18 protein-coding genes, 1 tRNA gene and 1 pseudogene are annotated in these 23058 nt (G+C 37.4%); 7 read left to right on the top strand and 13 right to left on the bottom strand.

What is annotated here, in order from left to right; all coding sequences use genetic code 11:
- Window positions 1-102 precede the first annotated feature (102 nt).
- Window positions 103-1164 carry a magnesium-protoporphyrin IX monomethyl ester (oxidative) cyclase gene (gene acsF, locus A5482_RS07480; protein WP_069790934.1) on the bottom strand — a complete coding sequence of 354 codons (1062 nt, stop codon included), beginning with the start codon at window positions 1162-1164 and terminating at the stop codon, window positions 103-105.
- A 365-nt stretch (window positions 1165-1529) separates the two neighbouring features.
- Between acsF and hemF the strand changes: the two genes are divergently transcribed.
- Together hemF and ppsA are read left to right on the top strand one after the other, a co-directional pair.
- Window positions 1530-2555, top strand: a complete 1026-nt coding sequence (gene hemF / locus A5482_RS07485; protein ID WP_069790935.1) for an oxygen-dependent coproporphyrinogen oxidase — start codon at window positions 1530-1532, stop codon at window positions 2553-2555.
- 527 nt (window positions 2556-3082) lie between these two features.
- Entirely contained in the window at window positions 3083-5593 is a 2511-nt protein-coding gene (gene ppsA / locus A5482_RS07490) for a phosphoenolpyruvate synthase (protein WP_069790936.1), read from the top strand.
- A 218-nt stretch (window positions 5594-5811) separates the two neighbouring features.
- Here the strand turns inward: ppsA and A5482_RS07495 are convergent, their stop codons facing one another.
- On the bottom strand, window positions 5812-8310 hold the full coding sequence (locus tag A5482_RS07495; protein WP_446684741.1) for a DNA gyrase/topoisomerase IV subunit A: 2499 nt from the start codon (window positions 8308-8310) through the stop codon (window positions 5812-5814).
- 513 nt (window positions 8311-8823) lie between these two features.
- Here A5482_RS07495 and A5482_RS07500 point away from each other — a divergent pair.
- Window positions 8824-9567 (top strand): PEP-CTERM sorting domain-containing protein, encoded by a 744-nt coding sequence (locus A5482_RS07500; RefSeq protein WP_069790938.1) that lies wholly within the window; start codon window positions 8824-8826, stop codon window positions 9565-9567.
- A 418-nt stretch (window positions 9568-9985) separates the two neighbouring features.
- Entirely contained in the window at window positions 9986-10366 is a 381-nt protein-coding gene (locus tag A5482_RS07505) for a hypothetical protein (protein ID WP_069790939.1), read from the top strand.
- Between the two features lie 89 nt (window positions 10367-10455).
- On the opposite strand, the gene A5482_RS07510 is transcribed toward A5482_RS07505, so the two are convergent.
- From A5482_RS07510 to A5482_RS07555, 10 genes are all read right to left on the bottom strand, one after another.
- Window positions 10456-10528, bottom strand: a tRNA-Ala gene (locus tag A5482_RS07510).
- A gap of 33 nt (window positions 10529-10561) precedes the next feature.
- Window positions 10562-11263 (bottom strand): HAD family hydrolase, encoded by a 702-nt coding sequence (locus A5482_RS07515; RefSeq protein WP_069790940.1) that lies wholly within the window; start codon window positions 11261-11263, stop codon window positions 10562-10564.
- Between the two features lie 80 nt (window positions 11264-11343).
- Window positions 11344-11808, bottom strand: coding sequence for a phosphoribosyltransferase (locus tag A5482_RS07520; protein WP_069790941.1), 465 nt, complete (start codon window positions 11806-11808; stop codon window positions 11344-11346).
- 71 nt (window positions 11809-11879) lie between these two features.
- On the bottom strand, window positions 11880-12521 hold the full coding sequence (locus A5482_RS07525; RefSeq protein WP_201150063.1) for a methyltransferase domain-containing protein: 642 nt from the start codon (window positions 12519-12521) through the stop codon (window positions 11880-11882).
- Between the two features lie 57 nt (window positions 12522-12578).
- A complete protein-coding gene (gene metH / locus A5482_RS07530; RefSeq protein ID WP_069790943.1) occupies window positions 12579-16154 on the bottom strand; it encodes a methionine synthase in 3576 nt (1191 codons plus the stop codon).
- Between the two features lie 95 nt (window positions 16155-16249).
- Window positions 16250-16513 carry a Txe/YoeB family addiction module toxin gene (locus tag A5482_RS07535; RefSeq protein ID WP_069790944.1) on the bottom strand — a complete coding sequence of 88 codons (264 nt, stop codon included), beginning with the start codon at window positions 16511-16513 and terminating at the stop codon, window positions 16250-16252.
- A complete protein-coding gene (locus tag A5482_RS07540) occupies window positions 16510-16773 on the bottom strand; it encodes a type II toxin-antitoxin system Phd/YefM family antitoxin (protein WP_069790945.1) in 264 nt (87 codons plus the stop codon). The genes A5482_RS07535 and A5482_RS07540 overlap by 4 nt, the downstream gene beginning before the upstream one ends.
- A 332-nt stretch (window positions 16774-17105) precedes the next feature.
- The gene (locus tag A5482_RS07545) at window positions 17106-17951 is read right to left on the bottom strand and encodes a hypothetical protein (RefSeq protein WP_242411950.1); all 846 of its coding nucleotides are present in this window, start codon (window positions 17949-17951) and stop codon (window positions 17106-17108) included.
- A 190-nt stretch (window positions 17952-18141) separates the two neighbouring features.
- Window positions 18142-19338, bottom strand: a complete 1197-nt coding sequence (locus A5482_RS07550) for a DNA methyltransferase (RefSeq protein ID WP_242411951.1) — start codon at window positions 19336-19338, stop codon at window positions 18142-18144.
- Between the two features lie 222 nt (window positions 19339-19560).
- Complete coding sequence (locus A5482_RS07555; RefSeq protein ID WP_069790946.1) at window positions 19561-19788, bottom strand: type II toxin-antitoxin system HicB family antitoxin; 228 nt, start codon at window positions 19786-19788, stop codon at window positions 19561-19563.
- Window positions 19789-19872: 84 nt separating this feature from the next.
- Between A5482_RS07555 and A5482_RS07560 the strand changes: the two are divergent.
- A pseudogene (locus tag A5482_RS07560) lies at window positions 19873-19968 on the top strand (type II toxin-antitoxin system RelE/ParE family toxin); the annotation flags it as partial.
- A 26-nt stretch (window positions 19969-19994) separates the two neighbouring features.
- Window positions 19995-20276: a HigA family addiction module antitoxin gene (locus A5482_RS07565; RefSeq protein ID WP_069790947.1), complete on the top strand. Its 282-nt coding sequence runs from the start codon at window positions 19995-19997 to the stop codon at window positions 20274-20276.
- 123 nt (window positions 20277-20399) lie between these two features.
- Here the strand turns inward: A5482_RS07565 and hemC are convergent, their stop codons facing one another.
- Entirely contained in the window at window positions 20400-21362 is a 963-nt protein-coding gene (gene hemC / locus A5482_RS07570) for a hydroxymethylbilane synthase (RefSeq protein ID WP_069790948.1), read from the bottom strand.
- A gap of 165 nt (window positions 21363-21527) precedes the next feature.
- On the opposite strand from hemC, the gene A5482_RS07575 reads away from it, so the two are divergent.
- The gene (locus A5482_RS07575; protein WP_083260432.1) at window positions 21528-23012 is read left to right on the top strand and encodes a SulP family inorganic anion transporter; all 1485 of its coding nucleotides are present in this window, start codon (window positions 21528-21530) and stop codon (window positions 23010-23012) included.
- Window positions 23013-23058 lie beyond the last annotated feature (46 nt).

The following is a 23058-nucleotide window of genomic DNA, read 5'->3' on the forward strand; positions in this document are numbered from 1 at the left end:
TTATTTAGTTATTTTTTTTTCATTTCAGGTAATTGGTGATATTTCCCACCATGGTAAGTGGTATGGATTTTTAGTGGGAAATAATTTAGATTTGAGTAATTTTTAAAGAACAATGGTTCTTAATTCTTCGGCATCTTTGGATTTTAGTAAATATAGGCAGAGTAGATTCCAGAAGATTGCTACCATAATAGGCATTTTGCGAAGCATTTTGATAAATTGGGGTTGTTGTGAATCCCCAATTTTTTGTAATTGGATATTGTATTCATTACATTTTTCGAGCCTGGGGAAGAAAGTGGGGTTGTCGGTATCGAGGATGACGGGGAATGCTTTGGCGGCGGTTTGATTGGTTTTGATGATTACTTGACGGTCATATTCTTCGGCATCTAAGCCTACGGATTGATAAAAGTCTTCCCTTTCGTGGACCGTGAGGGTATGAGTGGCAAAAACTGAAAGAAGGAAAAATTTTGCCCATAATTTGGCTTTCCATCCTTGCCACATGGATTTTTGAGAACGAAGGAGGGCGTTAAAGATGTCTCCATGACGGCTTTCGTCTTGACACCAATATTCAAATTTTTTGAAGAGGGGATAAAATTGGTAGTCGGGATTTTTTTCGAGGTGACGATACATTAAGATATAGCGCCAGTAGCCAATTTTTTCGGAGAGGTAAACGGCGTAAATTATCCATTCGGGTTTGAAGAAGGTATAAACTCTATGTTTGGTTAGGTAGCCTAAGTCAAGGGAAATGTTGAAGTCGCTCATGGCTTTGTTTAAAAATCCTGCGTGACGGGCTTCGTCTCTTGCCATTAGGCTGAAAACTTCGGAAACAAGGGGGTTTTTTTCTTTGATACGGCGAGATATTTCTTTGAAAAGAATAAATCCTGAAAATTCGGAGGTGCAGGAGCGTTCTAAAAATTCGATGAAGGCGGCACGGGTTTCGCCGTCCACGTGATCCCATGTTTTTTCAAAGTCCTCGTCTCTGATGAAATGATTACGATTGTAGTCGTTTTTCATCTCGGTTAACATCGCTCTCAATTCTTTTTCCTGACTTGATATGTCCATGGAGGCGATCGCCTCGAAGTCGGTGGTATAGAATCTAGGAGTAAGTAAGGTTTCTTTTATGGCTTTCTTTTTATTGCTTTGAGGTTTAATTGCGGTAGATGTCATATTTAATTACTTAATAGCGATTATATTCATTTGATTTTAGAGTGATTATCTTTTCTTTGCATCAATTTGTTACATTACTTAAAGACTATCTTTATTAACAAAGCACTTAGCCCGCCCTATTTGTATATAACTGACTTTCCTTTAAGCACTTGAGCTTTGCTAGATAAAAAGGAACCAAAAATACTATTACTCTTTCCCTTGTCGCTCTGTGTCCCTAAAGCTGTTATTATCAGCACTCCACTGTTTCATGACACCCTAATTCATTTATTCAAATTGTAAAGTTTTATTTCAAACACTGGCAGATGTTTTATTTATCGCTTTATGGTAATTAATAACTTTACTACTATTTTTTGACAAAAGCTAATATGACCACGGTATTAAATCAAGCATCTAATCAAAAGAAAATAGATATTCCCACCAACTCCAGAGAAAGAGCTAAAAAGTTTGTGATGGAGTTGCAAGACAAAATCTGTCAAGGTTTGGAGGAAATCGATGGCAAAGCTCGTTTTCAGGAAGATAAATGGGAAAGGGAAGAAGGGGGCGGTGGACGCACCAGAGTGATTCGTGATGGGGGTGTTTTTGAGCAAGGGGGAGTGAATTTTTCTGAGGTTTGGGGTGATACTTTGCCTCCTTCTATTCTCATCCAACGTCCTGAAGGGGCTGGTCATGGTTTTTATGCTACGGGTACATCCATGGTGCTTCACCCTCGCAATCCCTATGTGCCTACGGTACATTTAAACTATCGTTATTTTGAGGCTGGCCCTGTTTGGTGGTTTGGGGGCGGTGCTGATTTGACTCCTTATTATCCTTTTGCAGAGGATGCGGTTCATTTTCATAAAACATTGAAAACTGGGTGCGATCGCCATAATTCCGAATATTATCCTGCTTTCAAGGAATGGTGTGACGAATATTTTTATCTCAAACACCGTAAGGAAGCGAGGGGTATTGGGGGTATTTTCTTCGACTATCAAAACAGCGAAGGAAGCCTTTATGGGGGTTCTAACAATCAAGGATTAGCCCATCAATATAGCCAGAAAGTGGGTAAAGTAAATCACAGTTGGGAAGATATATTTGCCTTTGTGCAAAGCTGTGGCAATGCCTTCTTACCGTCTTATTTACCCATTGTAGAGCGTCGTAATTCCATGGAATATGGTGAAAGGGAGCGTAATTTCCAACTGTATCGCCGTGGGCGTTATGTCGAGTTTAACTTGGTTTATGACCGTGGTACTATTTTTGGTTTACAAACCAATGGACGTACAGAATCTATTTTGATGTCTTTACCTCCTCTTACCCGTTGGGAATACGGTTATCAACCTGAAAAAGGAAGTCCTGAAGCACAATTAACGGACTTGTTTCTACAACCTAAAGATTGGGTAAACTTCAAAGCCTAATTTTTCGCAATCCATCTCTTTGTTACATACTACTTTTCTTGTCCTCAACCATCTTAGGGTGGTTGGGGTTTTTTTAGTAGGAAAAATTTGTAAAGTTGCCCCTTCTCTGCCTTGTAAAAACACCTTTGAGAAGGCATCCTACCTAGGATATTTTCTATATACTAAATCAAAGATACGTTAAGTTTTTTGTCGAAGTAGATAACAAGGATTATTTATTTGCTTTAATGAAAGTAGGCTTTTAAATAAACCATTGACTATGTACAAAATCTTCTAGTCAAATTAGAAACATAAATACGTGTCAGTTACTTTTCGGATAAAACTTTCATGAAAACTTTAGAGAGTTTTATTAGAAAAAAATAAAAACTATCAAAGTAATAAAAAATATTTCAAAATAATTGTTAAATATAGCCTTAATTACTAACTATTATTTTAGATTATTTATCAATAAAAATGCTGTTACTTTGAATTAATAGGTCTGTTTCTAAAGTATTGGAAGATAGCAATAATCATAGAGGAGATCAATTATTATGGTAAACACAGCTCCAGAAAAAATTAATTCTGTAACCGAGAAAGAAAATAAATTTGTGTTGTGGTTTGAGGAAGTGGGCATTGAAGATGTTCCCATGGTGGGGGGCAAAAATGCCTCTCTTGGGGAAATGATTCAACAGTTGACGAAAAAAGGGGTAAATGTACCCACTGGATTTGCCACTACAGCCCATGCTTATCGTTACTTTGTGAAAAATGCAGGAATTGAGGCTCAGTTGCGTCAAATCTTTGCTGATTTGGATGTGGATAACCTCGCTAGTTTGCAATCGGTGGGAAAACAGGCAAGGGCGTTGGTTTTAAATACTCCTTTTCCTAAAGAGTTGGAGTTGGCGATCGCCAATGCTTACTTTAAATTGTGCCAAAGATATGGAGCAGATCCTGCTTTGTGTGAACAAAATGAAGAAGTGCAGATGAGAAAGCGGGATTGTGCTTATGATACTGACGTGGCGGTGCGATCTTCTGCGACAGCGGAAGATTTACCCGATGCTAGTTTTGCAGGGCAACAGGAAACTTACCTCAATGTCCATGGAGTAAAAGATGTTCTTGAGTCCTGCCATAAATGTTTTGCTTCTATCTTTACCGATAGGGCGATTTCTTACCGTACCATGAATAAGTTTGATCACTTTGAAGTAGCCCTTTCCGTGGGTGTGCAAAAAATGGTGCGCTCTGATTTAGCATCCTCTGGAGTGATGTTCAGTATTGATACCGAAACAGGCTTTAAAGATGCAGCTTTTGTAACTGCTGCCTATGGCTTAGGAGAAAACGTGGTACAAGGTGCGGTTAACCCCGATGAATTTTTTGTTTTTAAACCTACCCTCAAACAAGGTTTTAAACCCATCCTTAACAAGCGTCTTGGTTCTAAGGAAATTAAGATGGTTTATGACTTGGGCGGTGGTAAACAGGTGAAAAACGTGCCTGTGTCTGAGCCAAAACGAGAACAATATGCCATTACCGATGATGAAGCCCTCCTCCTTGCAAAATGGGCTTGTATTATCGAAGATCATTACAGCGAAAAACGGGGACAGCTCACCCCCATGGATATTGAGTGGGCGAAGGATGGACAAACGGGAGAATTATTCATTGTTCAAGCCCGTCCCGAAACGGTACAATCCCGCAAGGCTGGTAATGTACTAAGAGATTATAAACTTCTTGGCAGTGGTAATGTATTGGTAAGAGGTCGTGCGGTGGGAGAAATGATTGGGCAAGGTTTGGCAAGGGTGATTCTCGATGTCCATGAAATTGCCCAGTTTAAGGAAGGGGAGGTTTTAGTGACTAATAAAACTGATCCAGACTGGGAACCGATTATGAAAAAAGCCAGTGCGATCGTTACTAATCAAGGGGGCAGGACCTGCCACGCCGCAATCATTGCACGGGAAATGGGTATCCCTGCCATCGTGGGTTGTGGTGATGCCACAGCAACCCTCAAAACGGGTCAAGATATTACGGTATCCTGTTCGGAGGGGGAAGAAGGTCGAGTTTATGAAGATTTAATTCCCTTTGATGTCATTGAAACTCCCCTTGATAATTTACCCACCACCAAGACTAAAATTTTGATGAATGTGGGCAACCCAGAGGAAGCGTTTAAGTTATCTTCTATTCCCTGTGATGGGGTTGGTTTGGCTCGGTTAGAGTTTATCATTGCCAATCATATCAAGGCTCATCCCCTCGCTTTGATGAAGTTTGATGAGTTGAAGGATGAGGGGGTAAAAGCAGAAATTACTCACCTGACAAGGGGTTATGAAAATAAAGCTGATTTCTTTGTGGATAAACTAGCTCAAGGGGTAGGGGCGATCGCAGCGGCATTCTATCCTAATCCTGTGGTAGTAAGAATGTCGGACTTTAAAACCAATGAATATGCCAACCTTTTGGGAGGGGAAACCTTTGAACCCCACGAAGAAAACCCCATGATTGGCTGGCGTGGTGCTTCCCGTTACTATGACGAAAATTATCGGGATGCCTATGGCTTGGAATGTAAAGCTCTTAAACGGGTACGGGATGACATGGGCCTAACTAACGTGATTCCTATGATTCCTTTCTGTCGCACTCCCTACGAAGGTCGTCGAGTATTGGCGGAAATGGAAAAACATGGCTTAAAACGGGGCGAAAATGGTTTACAGGTTTACGTGATGTGCGAGATACCTAGTAACGTTATTTTAGCGGATCAATTTAGTGAAATCTTTGATGGTTTTTCCATTGGTTCTAATGATTTAACCCAACTTACCCTCGGATTGGATCGAGATTCTTCCCTCGTCGCTCATATATTTGACGAACGCAACCAGGCTGTTAAGGATATGGTAAGGATGGTAATTGAGAAAGCCCATAAAAATAACCGTAAAATCGGTATTTGTGGACAAGCACCGAGCGATTATCCTGAATTTGCCCGTTTCCTTGTGGAATTAGGCATTGATTCCATTAGTCTTAACCCTGATTCTGTGCTTAAAACCCTCTTAGATATTGCTAAGTTGGAAGAAAGGTTAGATGTTGATAACTGATGTTACGCAAAAATATATAGTTATTTCAATTCTGGAGGAATTAGGCAAGGGGCTTAAGCCCCTTGTTACGAATAATAATGAATAAGTGCGTAATATCAGTTAATAAATAAATTATTTTTTCCTTATGCGCTAGAGAGAAGGAAGCATTAAAATTTGATTTACCCTGACAATCTCTTGATTGCAGGGTTTTTTTGTGGGGATTTGTTACCCCAATTTAATTAACTCCTTCCCCACCAATTAACGGCAAAAGTTACTTTTTCTTGATCCGCTAACTTGGCGATCGCCTTTTCACCATCATTATTAAATAATTTATTAACGTCAATAATCAATCGTTTATCTAAATCAGTGGTAGCAATAACGGTTTTATGGTCATTGGGTACTAACATTGTCACCAAATTATCTTCCTTTTGTTTAAAACGGAAACTTTGATTTCCTAAACCCCCTCCCTTACCTGTACCAAGAGGACGTAAATTATTAATAGGAACTATTTTTCCATAACCCATCTCAGAAATTAACAATACATTTTCCTTTTTATCAACCAATACCGAACCAATAATACTCTCCCCAAACCTCACTTTAACGGCAATATTACCCTGAGCAGATTTACCCATAATCGCCATATTGTCATCATTCACCGTATGACGAAGTAAACGCCCCCCAGTGGTAGCGGTAACTAATTCTTGCCCTTCTTGGGCGATAAAGAGGGAGTGAAGACTATCTTTTGGTTTTAATTTGATGAGGGTAAAGCCCCTATTTCCGATGTTGTCTAATTCACTGATGGCAATACGTTTTATAAATCCCCCTGCGGTGAGTAACACTAGGCTGAGGTGTTGATTTTCGGGGGTAATGGTAATGTAGTTGATGGGTTGATGGTTGTCTTTGGTGGCACTCTCGGAAATAAGTCGGCTGATGGTTTGTTTGGTGGGATGGCGAGGAATATCACTGACGCTGAGGGGATAGGCTTTTCCGCTATCGAGGATAACGATTATTTCTTTTTTGTCTTTGATTAACTCCTGATGGGTAATTAAATCAGTGTTTTTCTTGATCATGGGGGTAGAGGCGATCGCACTTTGGGGTTGCCAATAAATTTTCCCTTTGGCACTAATTTGTACCACGGCATCATCGGTTAATTCCTGACTGGTAATGAGAGGAAGGGCGGGAGTTTGAGATTTAGTTTTACTGTCAGAAGTTTTAGTATCCTTTTCAGGAGTAGTGACGGTAATAATTTTGGTACGACGATTATCGCCAAATTTCCGTTTATAACTACGTAATTCTTTTTTGAGGGCTTTTAGAAATTCCTTTCTATCTGCTAGTAACTCTTTCAATTGATTAATACGACTTTCTAAATCTTGATATTCCTGCTCTATTTTCTTTCTCTCTAACCCCGTAAGACGACGAAGGGGCATGGCAAGGATGGAATTTGCTTGAGCATCGTTAATATCGAGGGCTGATTTGAGGGTAGTTTTGGCAGTAGTGCCATCGGGGGCATGGCGTAAAATGTCGATAACTACATCTAGGTTATCTAGGGCTTTGATTAACCCTGCTAAAAGGTTGGTTTTATCTTCTTTATCTTCTAATTCGTAGTTATATTGTCTGGTGAGGGTTTGTTCTCGAAACTGTATAAATTCTTGTAATATTTCTTTGAGGGAAAGTTGACAAGGTTTTTTGTTCACTAAACCAAGCAAAATTACGCCAAAGTTACTTTGGAGGGCAGTTTGTCGATAAAGTTGGTTAAGGATGGCTTGGGGGTTAGCATCTCTTTTTAATTCTATCACTACCCTAATCCCAGTGCGATCGCTCTCATCCCGTATATCGGAAATATCGTTTATTTTGCCTTGATTAACTAAATGAGCAACCTTTTCAATCCATCCTGCTTTATTTACCTGAAAGGGCAACTCGGTAATGATAATGGCAGTTTTGGTACGACTACGTTTTTTCTGAGTTTTCAATTCTTCGATGGTGGCTAGTCCACGCACAGGAATAATACCTTTCCCTGTGGAATAGGCATCTTTTATGCCTTTGGTGTCAATAATTTCTCCCCCTGTGGGAAAATCAGGGCCTGGGATTAATTTAATTAGTTTCTCATCACTAATATCAGGTTGATCGATGAGGGCAATTAAACCATCTACAATTTCATTCAGGTTATGGGGGGGAATATTAGTTGCCATGCCTACGGCAATGCCAGAGCAACCGTTAAGGAGCAAAATAGGCAGTTTTGCAGGTAACACCACGGGTTCTTGCTGAGAGTTATCAAAATTGGAGCTAAAGTCCACCGTGGACTCGTTTACTTCTTCCAGCATGGTTTCAAAGGCGATCGCCCCTAGCTTCGTCTCAGTGTAACGCATGGCAGCGGCTGGATCGTTATCCACACTCCCAAAATTTCCATGACCTGCCAACAGGGGATAACGACTAGAAAAGTCCTGTATCAGCCGTACCATGGCATCATACACCGCCTGATCTCCATGGGGGTGGTATTTCCCTAAAACATCCCCCACTACCCTTGCACACTTGCGAAAAGGGCGATCGGGGCTTAATCCTAATTCGTACATGGCATACAAAATGCGCCGATGCACAGGTTTTAATCCATCCCGCACATCAGGTAAAGCCCGTCCCACAATCACACTCATGGCATATTCTAAATATGAGCGTTCCATTTCAGTATGTAGTGCCGTGGGAATAACTTGACCTTGATTCAGTAAATTTAATTGTTCAACCATGAGTATTTTTGCTCAGTTAATACGCTATGAGTGTAATATGACTATTTTTTAGACATTAGCAAACAAATGGCAAGTTACACATTTTTTTCTGAAAAATTACTATGAACCTACCGCAGATTCTTTTCTTAACATATTACGTACGTATGTTAAATCTATCAAGAATTATTGTTAAATACTTTTAACAAAAAATACAGACTATTTAACTATTTGATAGTCTATTAGTCAAAAAAAGTAGTATTTTGAAAAATGTTTAATGTCATTGGCTATAGGTTTAAGCAGCACACAAATATCTTCATTCGTTAGATATAGCTATTATTTACTCAAAATAATTTTGTCCATAAAAATAAAGCTAAAAGCTTCTAATCAACTTTACAAAATCTTATTTTAAAAATATTGATCTTTTTTAGAAAATAATGTTAATCTTATACTTACTTATACTTAGGTAAGTCATAGGGAACAAATAAAAAAATAATTAGTAAACAAAGACATTGATAAATAACAAAACTAAAGATAATGAAAACAGGATATAAACAAATACTTGGAGCGAGTTTACTGAGTTTGGGGCTAAGCTTGTCCCTTGCGAATCGGTCTAATGTTCAAGCCGCTAGCTTATCATCAACAGCTCTTGATTGTAGTGCCGCAGCGGAAGTTTTTCAACCTGCTTATAGTGATTGTAGAGGAGCCTATAACTCTAACAGTAGCACTTCAAGACAAGATAGTAATTCTCCAGAACGTTTGGCAACTAATTTATTAAATGAGGACAAAATTTTTGGCTCAGGAGGTTGGATTTCTTTAGGAAAACAAGACTTAGGAAAAGAAGATGAGGTTGACTCTCGTTTCAGTATTTTAACTGATGATAAAAATAGAACAACGGGAAGTATATCATTTGACATTGATAAAATTAATGCTTTTATTGAAGCAGATTACAAAGAAAAGGGTCTTCCATTCGATAATTTAACTTTTACCCGAAACTTTAATGTTGTAGTTAGTTTGAAATCCTCAACAGCCATCAGCTTATATAAATGGGATGCACCTATTTGGGGTGATGTTGTAACTGAACCTAGCACAATAAAATGGGCAACAGCAGGAGTAAGTGTCAATAACAATCCCGATCCCAATAAACGTCAACCCCAAGGTTTATCCAATGTTACGGTCTTTATTCAGCAAAAAGAAATTCCTGAACCAAGTATGATGTTAGGCTTAGGATTTATGTCTGTTGGTTTATTGATAAAGAAAAATAAGCTCTCTAAAAGCTAAATATTGGCTCAACGTCTTTTTTGTTATTAATCAATGGTTTTTAAATTATCATCTCCGTAATTCCACGGAGTTTTTTTGTGTTTACTTTTGTATGTAAAGTTCATGTAAAGGCGAAAGGGATGACTTTTCAGACCAATCCTGAGAAAAATTAGTTACAAAGTAAAGAAATGTAACAATTAAACTTCTCAAACTTAAAAAAGTTCCAGAAATTAATGGGGATCAAGGAATTATCGATTTTCATACCACAGTTTTTAGAGAAAGATGTAACAAAATATTGCAAAAACCTTCATTTCCATTTTAGTTATCTTATACTGACAATATAGAAAAAAACTTTAAAAGTTTCCGACTTTTCCAATCGGAGAAGTAAAGTTTAAAAAAAATCTTTGTTGTCTTTAATAAATAGAAGGAGTACCATATAATGCAAATATCTCAACGAGACGGTTGGCAAAATAATTATTTTGTAACGATCGCCAAAAGTTTTCTACTCTGGACGTTCACTCTCACAGTATGCTTTTTGGTTGTAGGATTTCCTGTGGTAGTCATTTTAATGACCGTGGGAATTTTAGGAGCGATTATATTACAATCAATTTTACCAGCCAGCGCTATTTTAGTAGTAACAGGCAGTATTTTAGGATCTATGGCAGTAACAATTCTTCTTAGTTCTTTACTATTAACCTTGAAAGGAATTGATCCTCGTGACGTAAGATGGCTTGGTTGGCTCCATGACAGTGAAATCAATCAACAAATATTGCCTTTGTATGCTTCTTGCCCTCTCACTTGTGATGTTGAGCATATTTAATTCTCATTTAAATTAAATAAATTCTTATTAATTCATGATGATAAAAAACTGAACCCGACTATCCATCGGGTTTTTTTCTGTTATTTTTATGGAGCATAGGGGAATCGAACCCCTCACCTCTGCGGTGCGATCGCAGCACTCTACCAAATGAGCTAATGCCCCAGATCGAAACCATATACAAGTATAGATCAAAAATCAATCTCGTGCTAATACCTGACTAACTAAATCTAAGTCTAACTCTGCTAGATAATCAACACACCAATCAGCCTTACGGTGAAGCATATGGAAAGGATAAGTATGGGTAATACCAACCACCTGCATTTGAGCTTTTTTTGCCCCTTCAATTCCTGCGGGAGTATCTTCTATTACCAAGCAGTTGTTAGGTTTTAATTGTAAATCAGGATATTTTGCGTTTAACTTATACATCGCTAAAAGATAAGCATCGGGCTGAGGTTGACGGGCTTTGACATCTTCCCCCGTAACAATAACATCAAAATATTCTGCTATTTTTGCTCTATCCAATATAAACTCTACCTCATCCTTAGAAGCTCCTGTGACGAGGGCAAGATGTAAGCATTTTTCAGGCATCTGACGAATAAAGCCGATGACGGTTTCATAGAGAGGGATTGTTTCCATGCCCTCAATCATTAAACGATAGTCCTGAGCTTTTTTGATGGACAATCTATCCAAATAATCACTACTAACGACACGTCCTTTTTTTTCTAGTATATCTTTTAGGCAAAAACGATCGCACCTACCAAAACATAAATTATAATAATCATCCCCTGAAGGTCTTAAATTTTCACCTATTAATAAATCATTAATCAATTGACGATGAATATTTTCGTCATTAATGATAACACCACTAAAATCGAATAAAATTGCCTTCAAAGTCATTTATATTAATTTATGATTAAAATTTACGAGCAGTGATCAAAATAAAAAATGCTATTGTTAACCGAGATTTAAAATTGCAATTAATTTTCAAAGGGTTGGATAATCCAAGAGTCTGAAGGAGTAATACTATGATAGTAGTCTGGGGTAAATTGACTATGGGATTTTTGCCAAATCACCGCTGTATCTACTTCCACTTTATATTCTTGAATTAGTTTTTCTTTGATGGCTTTTAGGGTGACACCACTATCCACCAAGTCATCAACTAATAAGATTTTACCACAGGGCTTTTCTACCCACGAAAATTCTCCGATGGTCAATTTTTGTTGTTTATGGTTAACGTCAGAGTAACTTTTGGTAGCAATGACTCCTAAAGGTATATTGAGACGGCGAGAAATATAATCTCCTAAATAATACCCTCCTCGTATAATGGCGATCGCCTGAGTATAAGATTTATTATTATTAATAATACCTTGAGTTACTGTCTCACAATAACCCCAGAACTCTTCCCAGTCACAAATTAATTGCTTTTCTTGATTTGTCTTCATATCAAATAGCCAAAACTTAGCTTCAAGGATTAATCTTTATCTGAAAAAATATAAATTTAGAATGTTAAAAATTACTGTCTTTGAAATAAAGCATATATATAAGGGCGTGAATTACCCGAAGGGTTAATAAATGTGTAATTTTCATAATTTAACAATTTAAAATCAATTCCCATTCTTTCAGTCATTTCCTCTAAAGAATAACGATGTAATTCTAAACCTGCACATTTACTCGCCCCATCAACAGAAAACTCCGCCAGTAATACATAGCTTTTTGACTTAACGAAAGAATGTAAATTTTGAAAATAACCGTTAATATCATCTTCTGTGAGCAAAAAATGAAGTACGGCTCTATCTATCCATACGTCACATAAAGGAATATTTATTGGTAGTGGTTGAGCAATGTTATGATGTAACCAATGAATTTTATTTTTGTCATTACTAATTTTATTAATTCTAATTTTTAATTTATTTAAGGCTTCTTCACTAATATCATTTAAAACTAAATTTGCTCCTCGCATAATTAGTTCATCCACTAAAAGAGAAGTTCCAGCACCTGGTAAAAAAACAGTGTGATTAGAGACTGAAAAATTAATGGTTGTGTCAATAAATTTTAGAGTTTGATTTATATCCTTTTCGTACCAACCTAATTGATGATCTTTTTTGTCAGCAAAAATAGAATCCCAGTGTTTATTTAACATTTTTGATCTTTCCATCTCTATCTTGGATTGTAATTTTTAGGGTGAGCAAAAAGCCCACCATTTTTTAAGAAATTAAGCACTAAAATACTTTGCCACAGGATGATAACAAATAATAGCACTTGTGGACTGTTCGGGGTATATTTGTTCAGACTCATCCATATACATATCAATACGCTTAGTATCCAACAAATCCAACTGCACATATTGATCCAACATATTAGGACAAGCAGGATAACCAAAACTATACCGTGAGCCCTGATAACGTTGCTTAAACATCTCTCTGATATTATCAGGCTCTAAATCTCCAAAACCCAACTCCCGACGAATCCTCGCATGGCACCATTCCGCCATCGCCTCCGCTGTTTGTACAGCCATCCCATGATAATAGAGGTAGTTGGTATATTCATCATTGGCAAAGAGTTTTTGAGCGTATTCTGTGGCAATTTCGCCCACCGTTACCGCCTGCATGGGGAAAACATCAATTACCCCTGAATCCTTCGAGGCGAAAAAGTCGGCAATACATAACCGTTTACCAGACTTTTGACGGGGAAAATCAAACTTAGCAATTTCTTCCTTAGCTTCTGGATTTTCAGGATTATAAATATATAAAGTATTCCCCTCTGATTGACAAGGAAAATAACCATAGATAAGGGTAGGATGTAACAAATTTTCTGCTTTTATTTTAGCCTTCCATTCCTCCAAAATAGGATGTACTTTTTCTGCTAAAAACTCATTATATTCCTCCCTTGCTTGCCCTTGAGGTTTACGAAATTGCCACTGCCCTGCAAACAATGCTTGTAAATCTAAATACCAGAAAAGATCATCAAAATCAAACTCCTTGGGATAGATAATTTTTGTACCCCAGAAAGGAGGAGTAGGACGTTCAATATTAGGATCAATAGCTTCACTTCTACGGGTATCAACTACCTTAATATCTTCTGTTTCTTCTTCTTTTTTCTCCTCCATTTTAACCTCTCCAGAGTCATCAAAATTACGACCTTTAAAGAGATTATTTTCTTCCTCAAATTTTCCTAAAAAGCCCTGTAAATTATCCCACAGCTCACTTTTTTTAGCAGGCATTAACTTATCCATAAAATGTAAATCAGCAAAGGCATCTTTACCGTAAACCACTTTCCCTCCATAAACGTTTTGACAATCTTCATAGACGAATTTAGGAGTTAAGGCTGCTCCTCCCAAAATAACAGGAACATTAATTCCTTCTTGGTTGAAAGTTTCTAAATTATCTTTCATAAAAGCAGTAGATTTTACCAACAAACCACTCATAGCGATACAGTCAGCATTACACTCTCGATAGGCTTGAATGATATTTTCTACAGGTTGTTTAATACCAATATTGACCACTTTATAACCATTATTAGAAAGAATAATATCTACTAAATTTTTACCAATATCGTGAACATCTCCCTTCACCGTAGCAATTAAAAATGTACCTTTCCCACTGCCATCACTATCTGCCTTATCCATAAAAGGTTCAAGGAAAGCCACCGCAGATTTCATGGTTTGAGCAGATTGTAAAACGAAAGGTAATTGCATTTGTCCATTACCAAATAATTCTCCTACAACTTTCATTCCATCTAACAAAAAGACATTAATAACATCGAGGGGAGGATATTTTTCTAGGGCTAAATTGAGAGCATCTTCTAAGCCGATTCTTTCCCCTTCAATAATATGTTGTTTTAATCTTTCTTCTATGGGTAAATCAGCAACATTTTTTTTATTACTTTTGGTAGTTTTACCCTGAAATAAAGTAGTTAATTCTCCTAATGGATCATAGCTACAAATATCTCCATCAAATTCTCTGTTATCGTAGATTAAATCTGTGCATATTTTTAAAGATTTTTCGTCTATTTTAGCTAATGGTAATATTTTATTAGGAGAAACGATCGCACCGTCCATCCCTACCTGCATCGCCTCGTGGAGAAACACCGAATTTAACACCTGACGGGCAGCAGGATTTAACCCAAAGGAAATATTAGAAACCCCCAACATAAAATGACATTCAGGGAAATCTGCATGAATGCGCTTGATAGATTCGATAGTTGCTTTACCATTTTCCCTGTCTTCCTCAATCCCTGTGGAAATAGGCAAAGCGAGGGTATCAAAAAAGATTTCGTGGGCAGGAATGCCAAAATTAACCACATCATGGTAAGCCCGTTTAGCAATCTCATATTTCTTGTCTGCCGTGCGCCCCATACCATCCTCATCAATGGTACCAATTACCACCCCAGCGCCGTATTGTTTTGCCAATTCCAACACCTTAAAAAATCTTTCTTCCCCATCTTCATAGTTAGTGGAGTTGAGGATACATTTACCCCCCACCACCTTTAAACCTGCCTCCATTTTTTGCCATTCCGTGGAGTCTAACATGAGGGGAAGGGTGACATTATTCACTAGACGGGAAGCCAATTCGTGCATATCTTTTTCCCCGTCACGCCCTACATAATCCACGTTAACATCGAGGATATGCGCCCCTTCTTTTACCTGATTTTTGGCAAGGGATACCAAACCATCCCAATCCTCGGCATTGAGCATATCACGGCATTTTTTCGAGCCACTGGCATTGAGTCTTTCTCCCACAATCAAGAAGGAGTTGTCTTGATGATAGGGTTGAGTGCCATAGATAGAAGCCGCGCAAGGCTCATAATTGTAATGACGCTCTTTTGCTTTAAGGGTACTAGCAATTTCCGCCAATGCTTTGATATGATCAGGGCGAGTACCGCAACAACCTCCAATTATTTGCACTCCCAAGTCTTCGATAAAGTGCATCAAGTGCATTTTTAATTCGATGGGAGATAGTTTGTAGTGCGCTTGTCCGCCCACATTCTCAGGTAAACCAGCGTTTGGCACACAGGAGACGATGAAGGGAGAATTTTCGCTTAAATATTTGATGTGAGGTTTCATCAAGTCTGGGCCTGTGGCACAGTTTAGCCCTAAAATGTCGATGGGATAAGGCTCAAGGATGGCAAGGGCGGCGCTGATTTCTGTACCTACCAACATGGTACCCATGGTTTCCATGGTGACGGATACCATCAGGGGTAGTCTTTCTCCTTTTTCTTTAAATACTTCTTCGATGGCGTTGAGGACGGCTTTGATTTGTAGTACGTCTTGACAGGTTTCTACTAATAGTAAATCTGCACCTCCATCGTACAAACCATGGATTTGGGTTACATAGGCATCTCTTAGGCTATCGTAGTCGATATGTCCAAGGGTGGGTAGTTTTGTTCCAGGCCCGATGCTTCCTGCCACAAAACGAGGTTTTTCGGGGGTAGAATATTCTTGGGCTAGTTTTTTGGCTAATTCGGTGGCGGTTTTGTTGAGGTAATAGGATTGATCGGCGAGGTCATATTCTGCTAATACTAAGGGGGTACCCCCAAAGGTGTCGGTTTCGATGACATCAGCACCTGCTTCGAGGAATTGTCTATGGACGATTTCTACGGCTTCTGGTTTGGTATGGACTAAATATTCGTTACAGCCTTCGTATTCTGCCCCGCCAAAGTCTTCGGCGGTGAGGTTTTGCACTTGTAGATTTGTACCCATGGCACCATCTAATACTAGCACGGGGCGATCGCCCTTAGATCCGTTTTGGGATGTTCCGCTATGGAGTCTTTCTAAAAATAGGCTTTTCATGGAGTAGTTATTTATTTATTATTGCTTCTATAAGTTATATATATTAACTACTTTAGCTTATTTAAGGGCAATGATTAGATAGATAAGACTTAGATTCATTTTCGATAGTGATAACGACAACTCACTACTCTGATATAGTCGTCTTTTACTTCATAAACTAGGCGATGTTCTTGAGTAATACGTCTTGACCAAAAACCTGATAGATTAAAGCGTAACATTTCAGGTTTTCCTTTTCCCGTAAAAGGATTGTCTGGCAATGTTTCAATTAATTCCATAGTTTTTAAAGCAATTCGTTTATCTTGTTGAATCCACCATTTCAAATCTTCCACGGCTTGTATATCCAGTAAAATATTTCTCATCCCATTAATTCATTTTTGACTTGTTGCCATGGGGTAGCGGAGTCTGGAGTACGATTCACAGCTTGTAGTAATTTTTCTGCGTTGACTGGATTACTTAACAAATATAATGTTTCTACCATGCTATTGTAATCTTCTTCCGAAAGTACGATCGCCTTTACAGAGTCGGATAGTTGAAGACATACGGGTTGATGTTTTTCACTAATTTCATCGATAACGGTAGTTAAATTTTCTTTGAGGTGACGATGATCAATTATTTGCATTATTCAACATTCAATCTTTACTCTGATAATAGCTTATTCCATGGTATGAAGACTTGTATCCATGGCATCATCAAATACTAGCATGGGGCGATCGCCCTTAGATCCGTTTTGGGATGTTCCGCTATGGAGTCTTTCTAAAAATAGGCTTTTCATGGAGTAGTTATTTATTTATTATTGCTTCTATAAGTTATATATATTAACTACTTTAGCTTATTTAAGGGCGATCAAAATAATCTATGGTGCTAACAAGTCCATAGGCTATTTTCTCACGAACTAATTTTGCCCATTCATTTTTTTAGGAAAACTATATCAAAGAGTTATTTCTCCTCATTTTAAAATAAATTTAATTGTTGTCCTTCTTTTTGTTTCAAGCGCCAACTATTTTCCCCCACTTTATCGGCAATGTCTTCTAAGACTGTTGAAATTGTCTGGTTTTCGGGAGTTGTACCATTTTTTAATAATGGTAAAATATTCAAGACAATTTCATCAAAAGTCGGTTTTTTCTTTTCTCTTTCCATTCTTCTTAAATAACTGATTAAATAATATTTGATTCGCAGTTTAACGTCAATATGTGACTTAAATTTACTATTATTTTTAATAGTATATAATTCTGTTTTATCATCATAATCAAAATTTTCTAATAAAATTGGTGTTAGGTCTGAATATTCTTTTGCCAATAAATCTAAAAAGCCCAATTCTAAACCCTTAATAATTAATTCATCATTAATTTGCTCTAAAGTCGCTCCATCATTTTTGGCAATTATGCCTTCAATAGTTTGAATAATAATTTCTGCCATATCCATACCTAAATTAGCTTTCATAACTGCTTTTGGAGTGTGCACTTTTCGAAAGTTAATGATTAGTTGACCTGATAAAACTGTGAAGGGATTTTGACGTTTTTTGAAGCTAGTTTGTCCGTTTTTTTGTGGCACTGCGCCGATATATTCAAAACCGCAATTCTCGGCAGTATCGAGAATTAAATGCCAAAATTCTGGGTCTTTGTGCGCAAAAACAAATGATAACCAGCGATCAAATTTTAACACTCGATACATTTCTTTGATGCTTTCTGCGATTAATTGATTATATTCTTGTTTACTTTTTTTCCGTTCTCCTCCTTCGATTGCTTCTAATTTTTTATCTTCTTCTGTTACTTCTAAATCTAGCCACGCATTCCACATTATTGATAAGTCTAAGTAGCGAAGTTTTTTGCCATAGGGTGGGTCGGTATAAATATAATCGATACTTTCATCAGCTATGAAATTTAAGTCTGTTGCTGTACCTTTTATAATTTTAGCGTTATTAATAGTCTTTTCATTAATGTTATATTCTATTTCTTTTTTAGCCGAAATTAACTTTTTAAATTTAGTTTTATATATATATCTGCATCAAAGGCATTTCACCAGGGTTAGGTGCGATTCTATAACGAGTATATCTAAACATAGAACTATCACCTCCCCCATCTGTTCTTGTATAATGAAAAGTTAGATTATACTTATTTATAGTACTTGAAAAAACTAACATTAAACAGTCTAAAATATATTTATTTTTTTCCTGCTTAATAATATGTTTAAGTAATGATAATTGTGCTAACTGTTTATCACTAAATAGTTTTTCGATGGTGTCAACATCTGAACCTGTTGGCAAAACAAAACCTTGAGGATAAGGATATTTTTTAATGGCTTTTTTGATGTCTTTTTCTGTTTTCGGTTCTAACTCTTGATAGGCTAATTTTACTCGCTCAAAAGCATCACTTAATTCTGCTAAATTAATAGGGTTAATTAAGGTATTTCCCCAAAAAATCACCATAGGATTAATATCAATACTAATGGCTTGACGGTTATTCATTAAAGCCTCAATGGCTGTCACACTGGTACCACCAAAAGGGTCTAAAATAATGTCATTAGGTTGACTATAGTTTTTTATATATTCTGCGACAACATTCCAAGTTTGTTTAGTAAAATAACCATGTACACCAAAATGTCTTTTTGCTTGTTGTTTTCTGGGAGTAATTGGTTCTAATAAAGGGCGATTGTTATAGTCAAAAGTAGCTTTTGGTTTAGCGGTAGCGGTGGTAGATTCATAGGTGATAGTTTTGCCAAATTGAAATCTATCGATGGCTAAATATTGTTTTAAATCATATTCATAATAACTAAATTGATCGAGACTAAAATATAAAATGGGGGTATCTGTAGCAAGGGTTTTAAATAAACTAAATTCTATACCGTTACAAAGGGCAAAATAATTACTTCTGATTTCGGGATGGGTGGCATAACTGTAAACTTGTTCGATATTATCACCCGTTTTGATATTTTCGGAGGGCGCTTTTGCATCTAATACCCAACCATAACTATTTTCTATTTTTAACACATAGTCAGGGATAAGGTTGATCGGGCGTTTTTTACTACCAATTTTTAAGAAGGGATGTTGTAGAGTTTTACTTCTAATAATATTTTTTTCGTCATAACCTAAATATTTGAGGAGAGGTAAAATAATCACTTCTCTGACGCTATCTTCTTTGAAGTCGGGGTTATTTTTGATGCCTTGAAAGTCAATTTGATGAAACATTAATTTGAATTAGGTAGTTTTTTTGTACTAATATTTTTAGTCATTGAGAATCTTTGGACAAACAATGAAGGTAAGGATTCAAAGGGCTTTTTTATCTTAGGTAACCATAGCGAAATACATTGGTTTTTACAAATTAATTAAACAAATTCTAAACTCTCTCTGAGTATAAACTAATACCAATAATCTTAAAAATAGAATATTATTACTGATTCAATGTTTTAGTTAAGAAAAAGCCAATTGACGAGGTGCAATGGGAATTTCTAATCCTTTGACAATAAAATCTTCTTTCACCATTTCCCATGCTGTTTGTAATTCCATTAATGCTTCCTCTGGAGTATCTCCGAAAGCAGAGATATTGGGCATTTCCACAAAATGACATAACCAATCGTTATTCTCATCTACATAAAGATTAATAGTAAATTTATCAAAATCATAATTATTGATACTCATAGTTATATTTCCTTTTGATATTTTAAAAACTGTTTGATTTGATAAATTTTAGCTTTACTATCTTTTTAAGGAAGTTTCAAAGGCTTTTATAGTATGCGCATTAATAGTCAATGGCGAATCATTTTTCAATGGCATAATGGTAATGTTAGCCAAGTCCAAATAATTGACTATCACGATTAATTACTTATTAAAATTATAAATAAATTATGATACCTACTAATCGCATTCCCACTCATGCGGGGATAATTTTATTGGAGGAATTTCTCGAACCCATGAATATTACTCAAGTAGCTTTAGCTAGGCATTTGAATATTCCAGTGCAAAGAATCAATGAAATTATTAGGGGTAAACGTGGTATTACTCCAGAAACGGCATGGTTATTATCTCAGGCTTTTAATACTACTCCTCAATTTTGGATGAATTTACAGACTAATTATGATTTAGCGGTAAATAAACCAAAAGAAAGAAAAAAAGCCTTAATAATTTAACTACCTTAATAATTTAACTATAAGACAATTTGCAAAGTGCGATCGCCACTATACAAGATTTATAAATAAGAGAGATGATGAATTAGAGAATGTAGAGACGAAATCGCCCCTACAAAATAAAAATTAGCGATCTATTTCTGCAAGGATAGCGGCTAAAATTTCTCCTGCACCCTGACTTTTTAGTTTTTCGGCTAATTCTTGACCTATTTTTTCAGGGTTTGTACGATCGCCCGTTACACTATCTTTAAGTAACTGTTGACCATCCAAACTTGCAACCATACCTATCAAAGTTAACTGATTCCCTTCAATGGAAGTGTTTACCCCAATAGGCACTTGACAACCCCCTTCTAATACCCGTAAAAAGGAACGCTCGGCGAGGGTACAATCAAGGGTATCTTGATCTTGAATTGCCTTAATAATTTCTAAAACAGCTTCATCGCCCGTGCGACACTCAATGCCCAAAGCCCCTTGCCCCACGGCATGGAGGGAGATTTCGCTAGGGATAACTTGGTGAATGCGATCGCTCATATCCAACCTTTCTAACCCTGCCACGGCCAAGATAATGGCATCATATTCCCCTGCGTCCAACTTCGCCAAGCGAGTGTTAACATTTCCACGGACATCCTTAAAAGTAAGATGAGGATAATGGTGACGCAACTGGGCAAGACGACGTAGAGAAGAAGTACCAATGACGGCACCTTCGGGAAGGGTATCCAACTGTTTATCCTTGTGCTTTTCATTCACCACCAAAGCATCAGCAGGGTTTACCCTTTTGCTGACGCAACCCAACATTAATCCATCGGGTAAATTAGTAGGTAAATCTTTCAATGAATGCACAGCAAAATCAACTTCATTGTTAATCATGCCCAACTCTAATTCCTTGGTGAATAAACCCTTGTCGCCAATTTTAGCCAAGGCAACATCAAGGATTTTATCCCCTTGGGTACTCATTTTTTCCACTTCAAAATCCACATGGGGGAAATGACTTTCTAACTCTTTTTTTACCCAGTAGGTTTGAACCAAAGCCAAATTACTTTTACGAGTACCAATTACAATAGTACGTTCATTATCACTAGATGCGGTCATATAAATAGTTTATATAGAAATTTTTAACGACTCGATCTAGGTTATCAGAAAAAAGGGTCTAAAACCGCTCTCTGTTACCGTAGGTTAGTCATAAAGGCTGTTTCTTTTTGTAAAGTTTTGTGATATGATTTGTGTTTTAAAAGGCGAAAATACCGAGAGGAGGAGATGATTAACACTTTTACCCTACAAAGGGAATGGTTTTCCAATGTCAAAGAAGATCTTTTAGCTGGTGCTGTGGTAGGTTTGGCTTTGATTCCAGAGGCGATCGCCTTTTCTATCATTGCAGGGGTTGATCCCAAAGTAGGCTTATACGCTTCATTCATCATAGCAGTAACTACCGCCTTTTTGGGGGGAAGACCAGGTTCTATTTCTGCCGCCACAGGAGCGATCGCCCTTTTAACGGTAGGCTTAGTAAGAGAGTATGGGGTAGAATATCTTTTTGCCGCTACCCTCCTCACAGGTATTTTTCAACTAATATTTGGACTGCTGAAACTAGGAAAACAGATGAAATACGTTCCTAGAGCAGTAATGATGGGCTATATCAACGCCCTGGGAGTATTAATTTTCCTTGCCCAGTTACCTCAATTAACCAATGTCCCTTCCGCCGTATATGCCATTACCATTGGTTCATTATTAATTATTTACATCTTACCAAGGTTTACCCAAGTGGTACCCTCTCCCCTCGTTGCCCTATTGGTTACCACCGTTATCACAGTGGTTTTTGATTTGGATGTAAACTTAGGAGTGCCTACGGTGGGAGATATGGGGGAATTACCCGCCACATTACCTTTTTTCCGTTTACCCGATGTACCTTTTAATTTAGAAACCTTACAAATTATCTTGCCTTTTTCCCTAACCATGGCATTGGTGGGTTTATTAGCTTCATTTTTAACCGCTGCCTTAGTGGATGAATTAACTGATACGCCCAGCAACAAAAATCAGGAAGCCAAAGGGCAGGGCATCGCCAATATTATTACCTCTTTCTTTGGGGGTATGGCAGGATGTGGCATGATTGGGCAATCAGTGATTAATGTGCAGTCGGGGGGTAGGGGCAGACTTTCTACTTTTTCAGCAGGAATGTTTTTATTATTTGCCATTTTGGTGCTACAACAGTGGGTACAGAGGATGCCCATGGGTGCATTGGTGGCGGTGATGATTATGGTATCGGTAGGTACCATTCGTTGGTCATCTTTTAAGAATATTAAACGCACTCCTCCCAATGAAACCATTGTGATGTTGACTACCATGACTGTCACGGTGGTTACCAGTAACTTTGCCCTTGGGGTGATTACAGGGATTATTTTACGGACTATCTTTTTTTCCCGTCAAATTGCGGAGTTGGTATTTGTGGAAAAGGTGTTGGATGAGGAAAATTCTTTGTGTACTTATAATGTGTCAGGTCAAATTTTCTTTGTTTCCATTGAGGAGTTTTATAGTAAATTTGATTTTGATGATTTGGTGACTAAGGTAGTTATTAATTTAACCCATGCTCATCTTTGGGATCAAGGGGCGATCGCAGCTTTGGACAAAGTGATGATCAAATTTCGTCGTAATGGCGCGGATGTAGAATTAATCGGCTTAAATGAAGCTAGTGCCACCCTCTTAAAAAATCTTGGTACTTTCCAAGAAGCTAAACTGATGGACAGTTAAGGCAATGGGTGGCGGATAACAAACCATGGTAAATTAATCGACTCAT

This window comes from Cyanobacterium sp. IPPAS B-1200 (assembly GCF_001747005.2).
GTDB lineage: Bacteria > Cyanobacteriota > Cyanobacteriia > Cyanobacteriales > Cyanobacteriaceae > Cyanobacterium.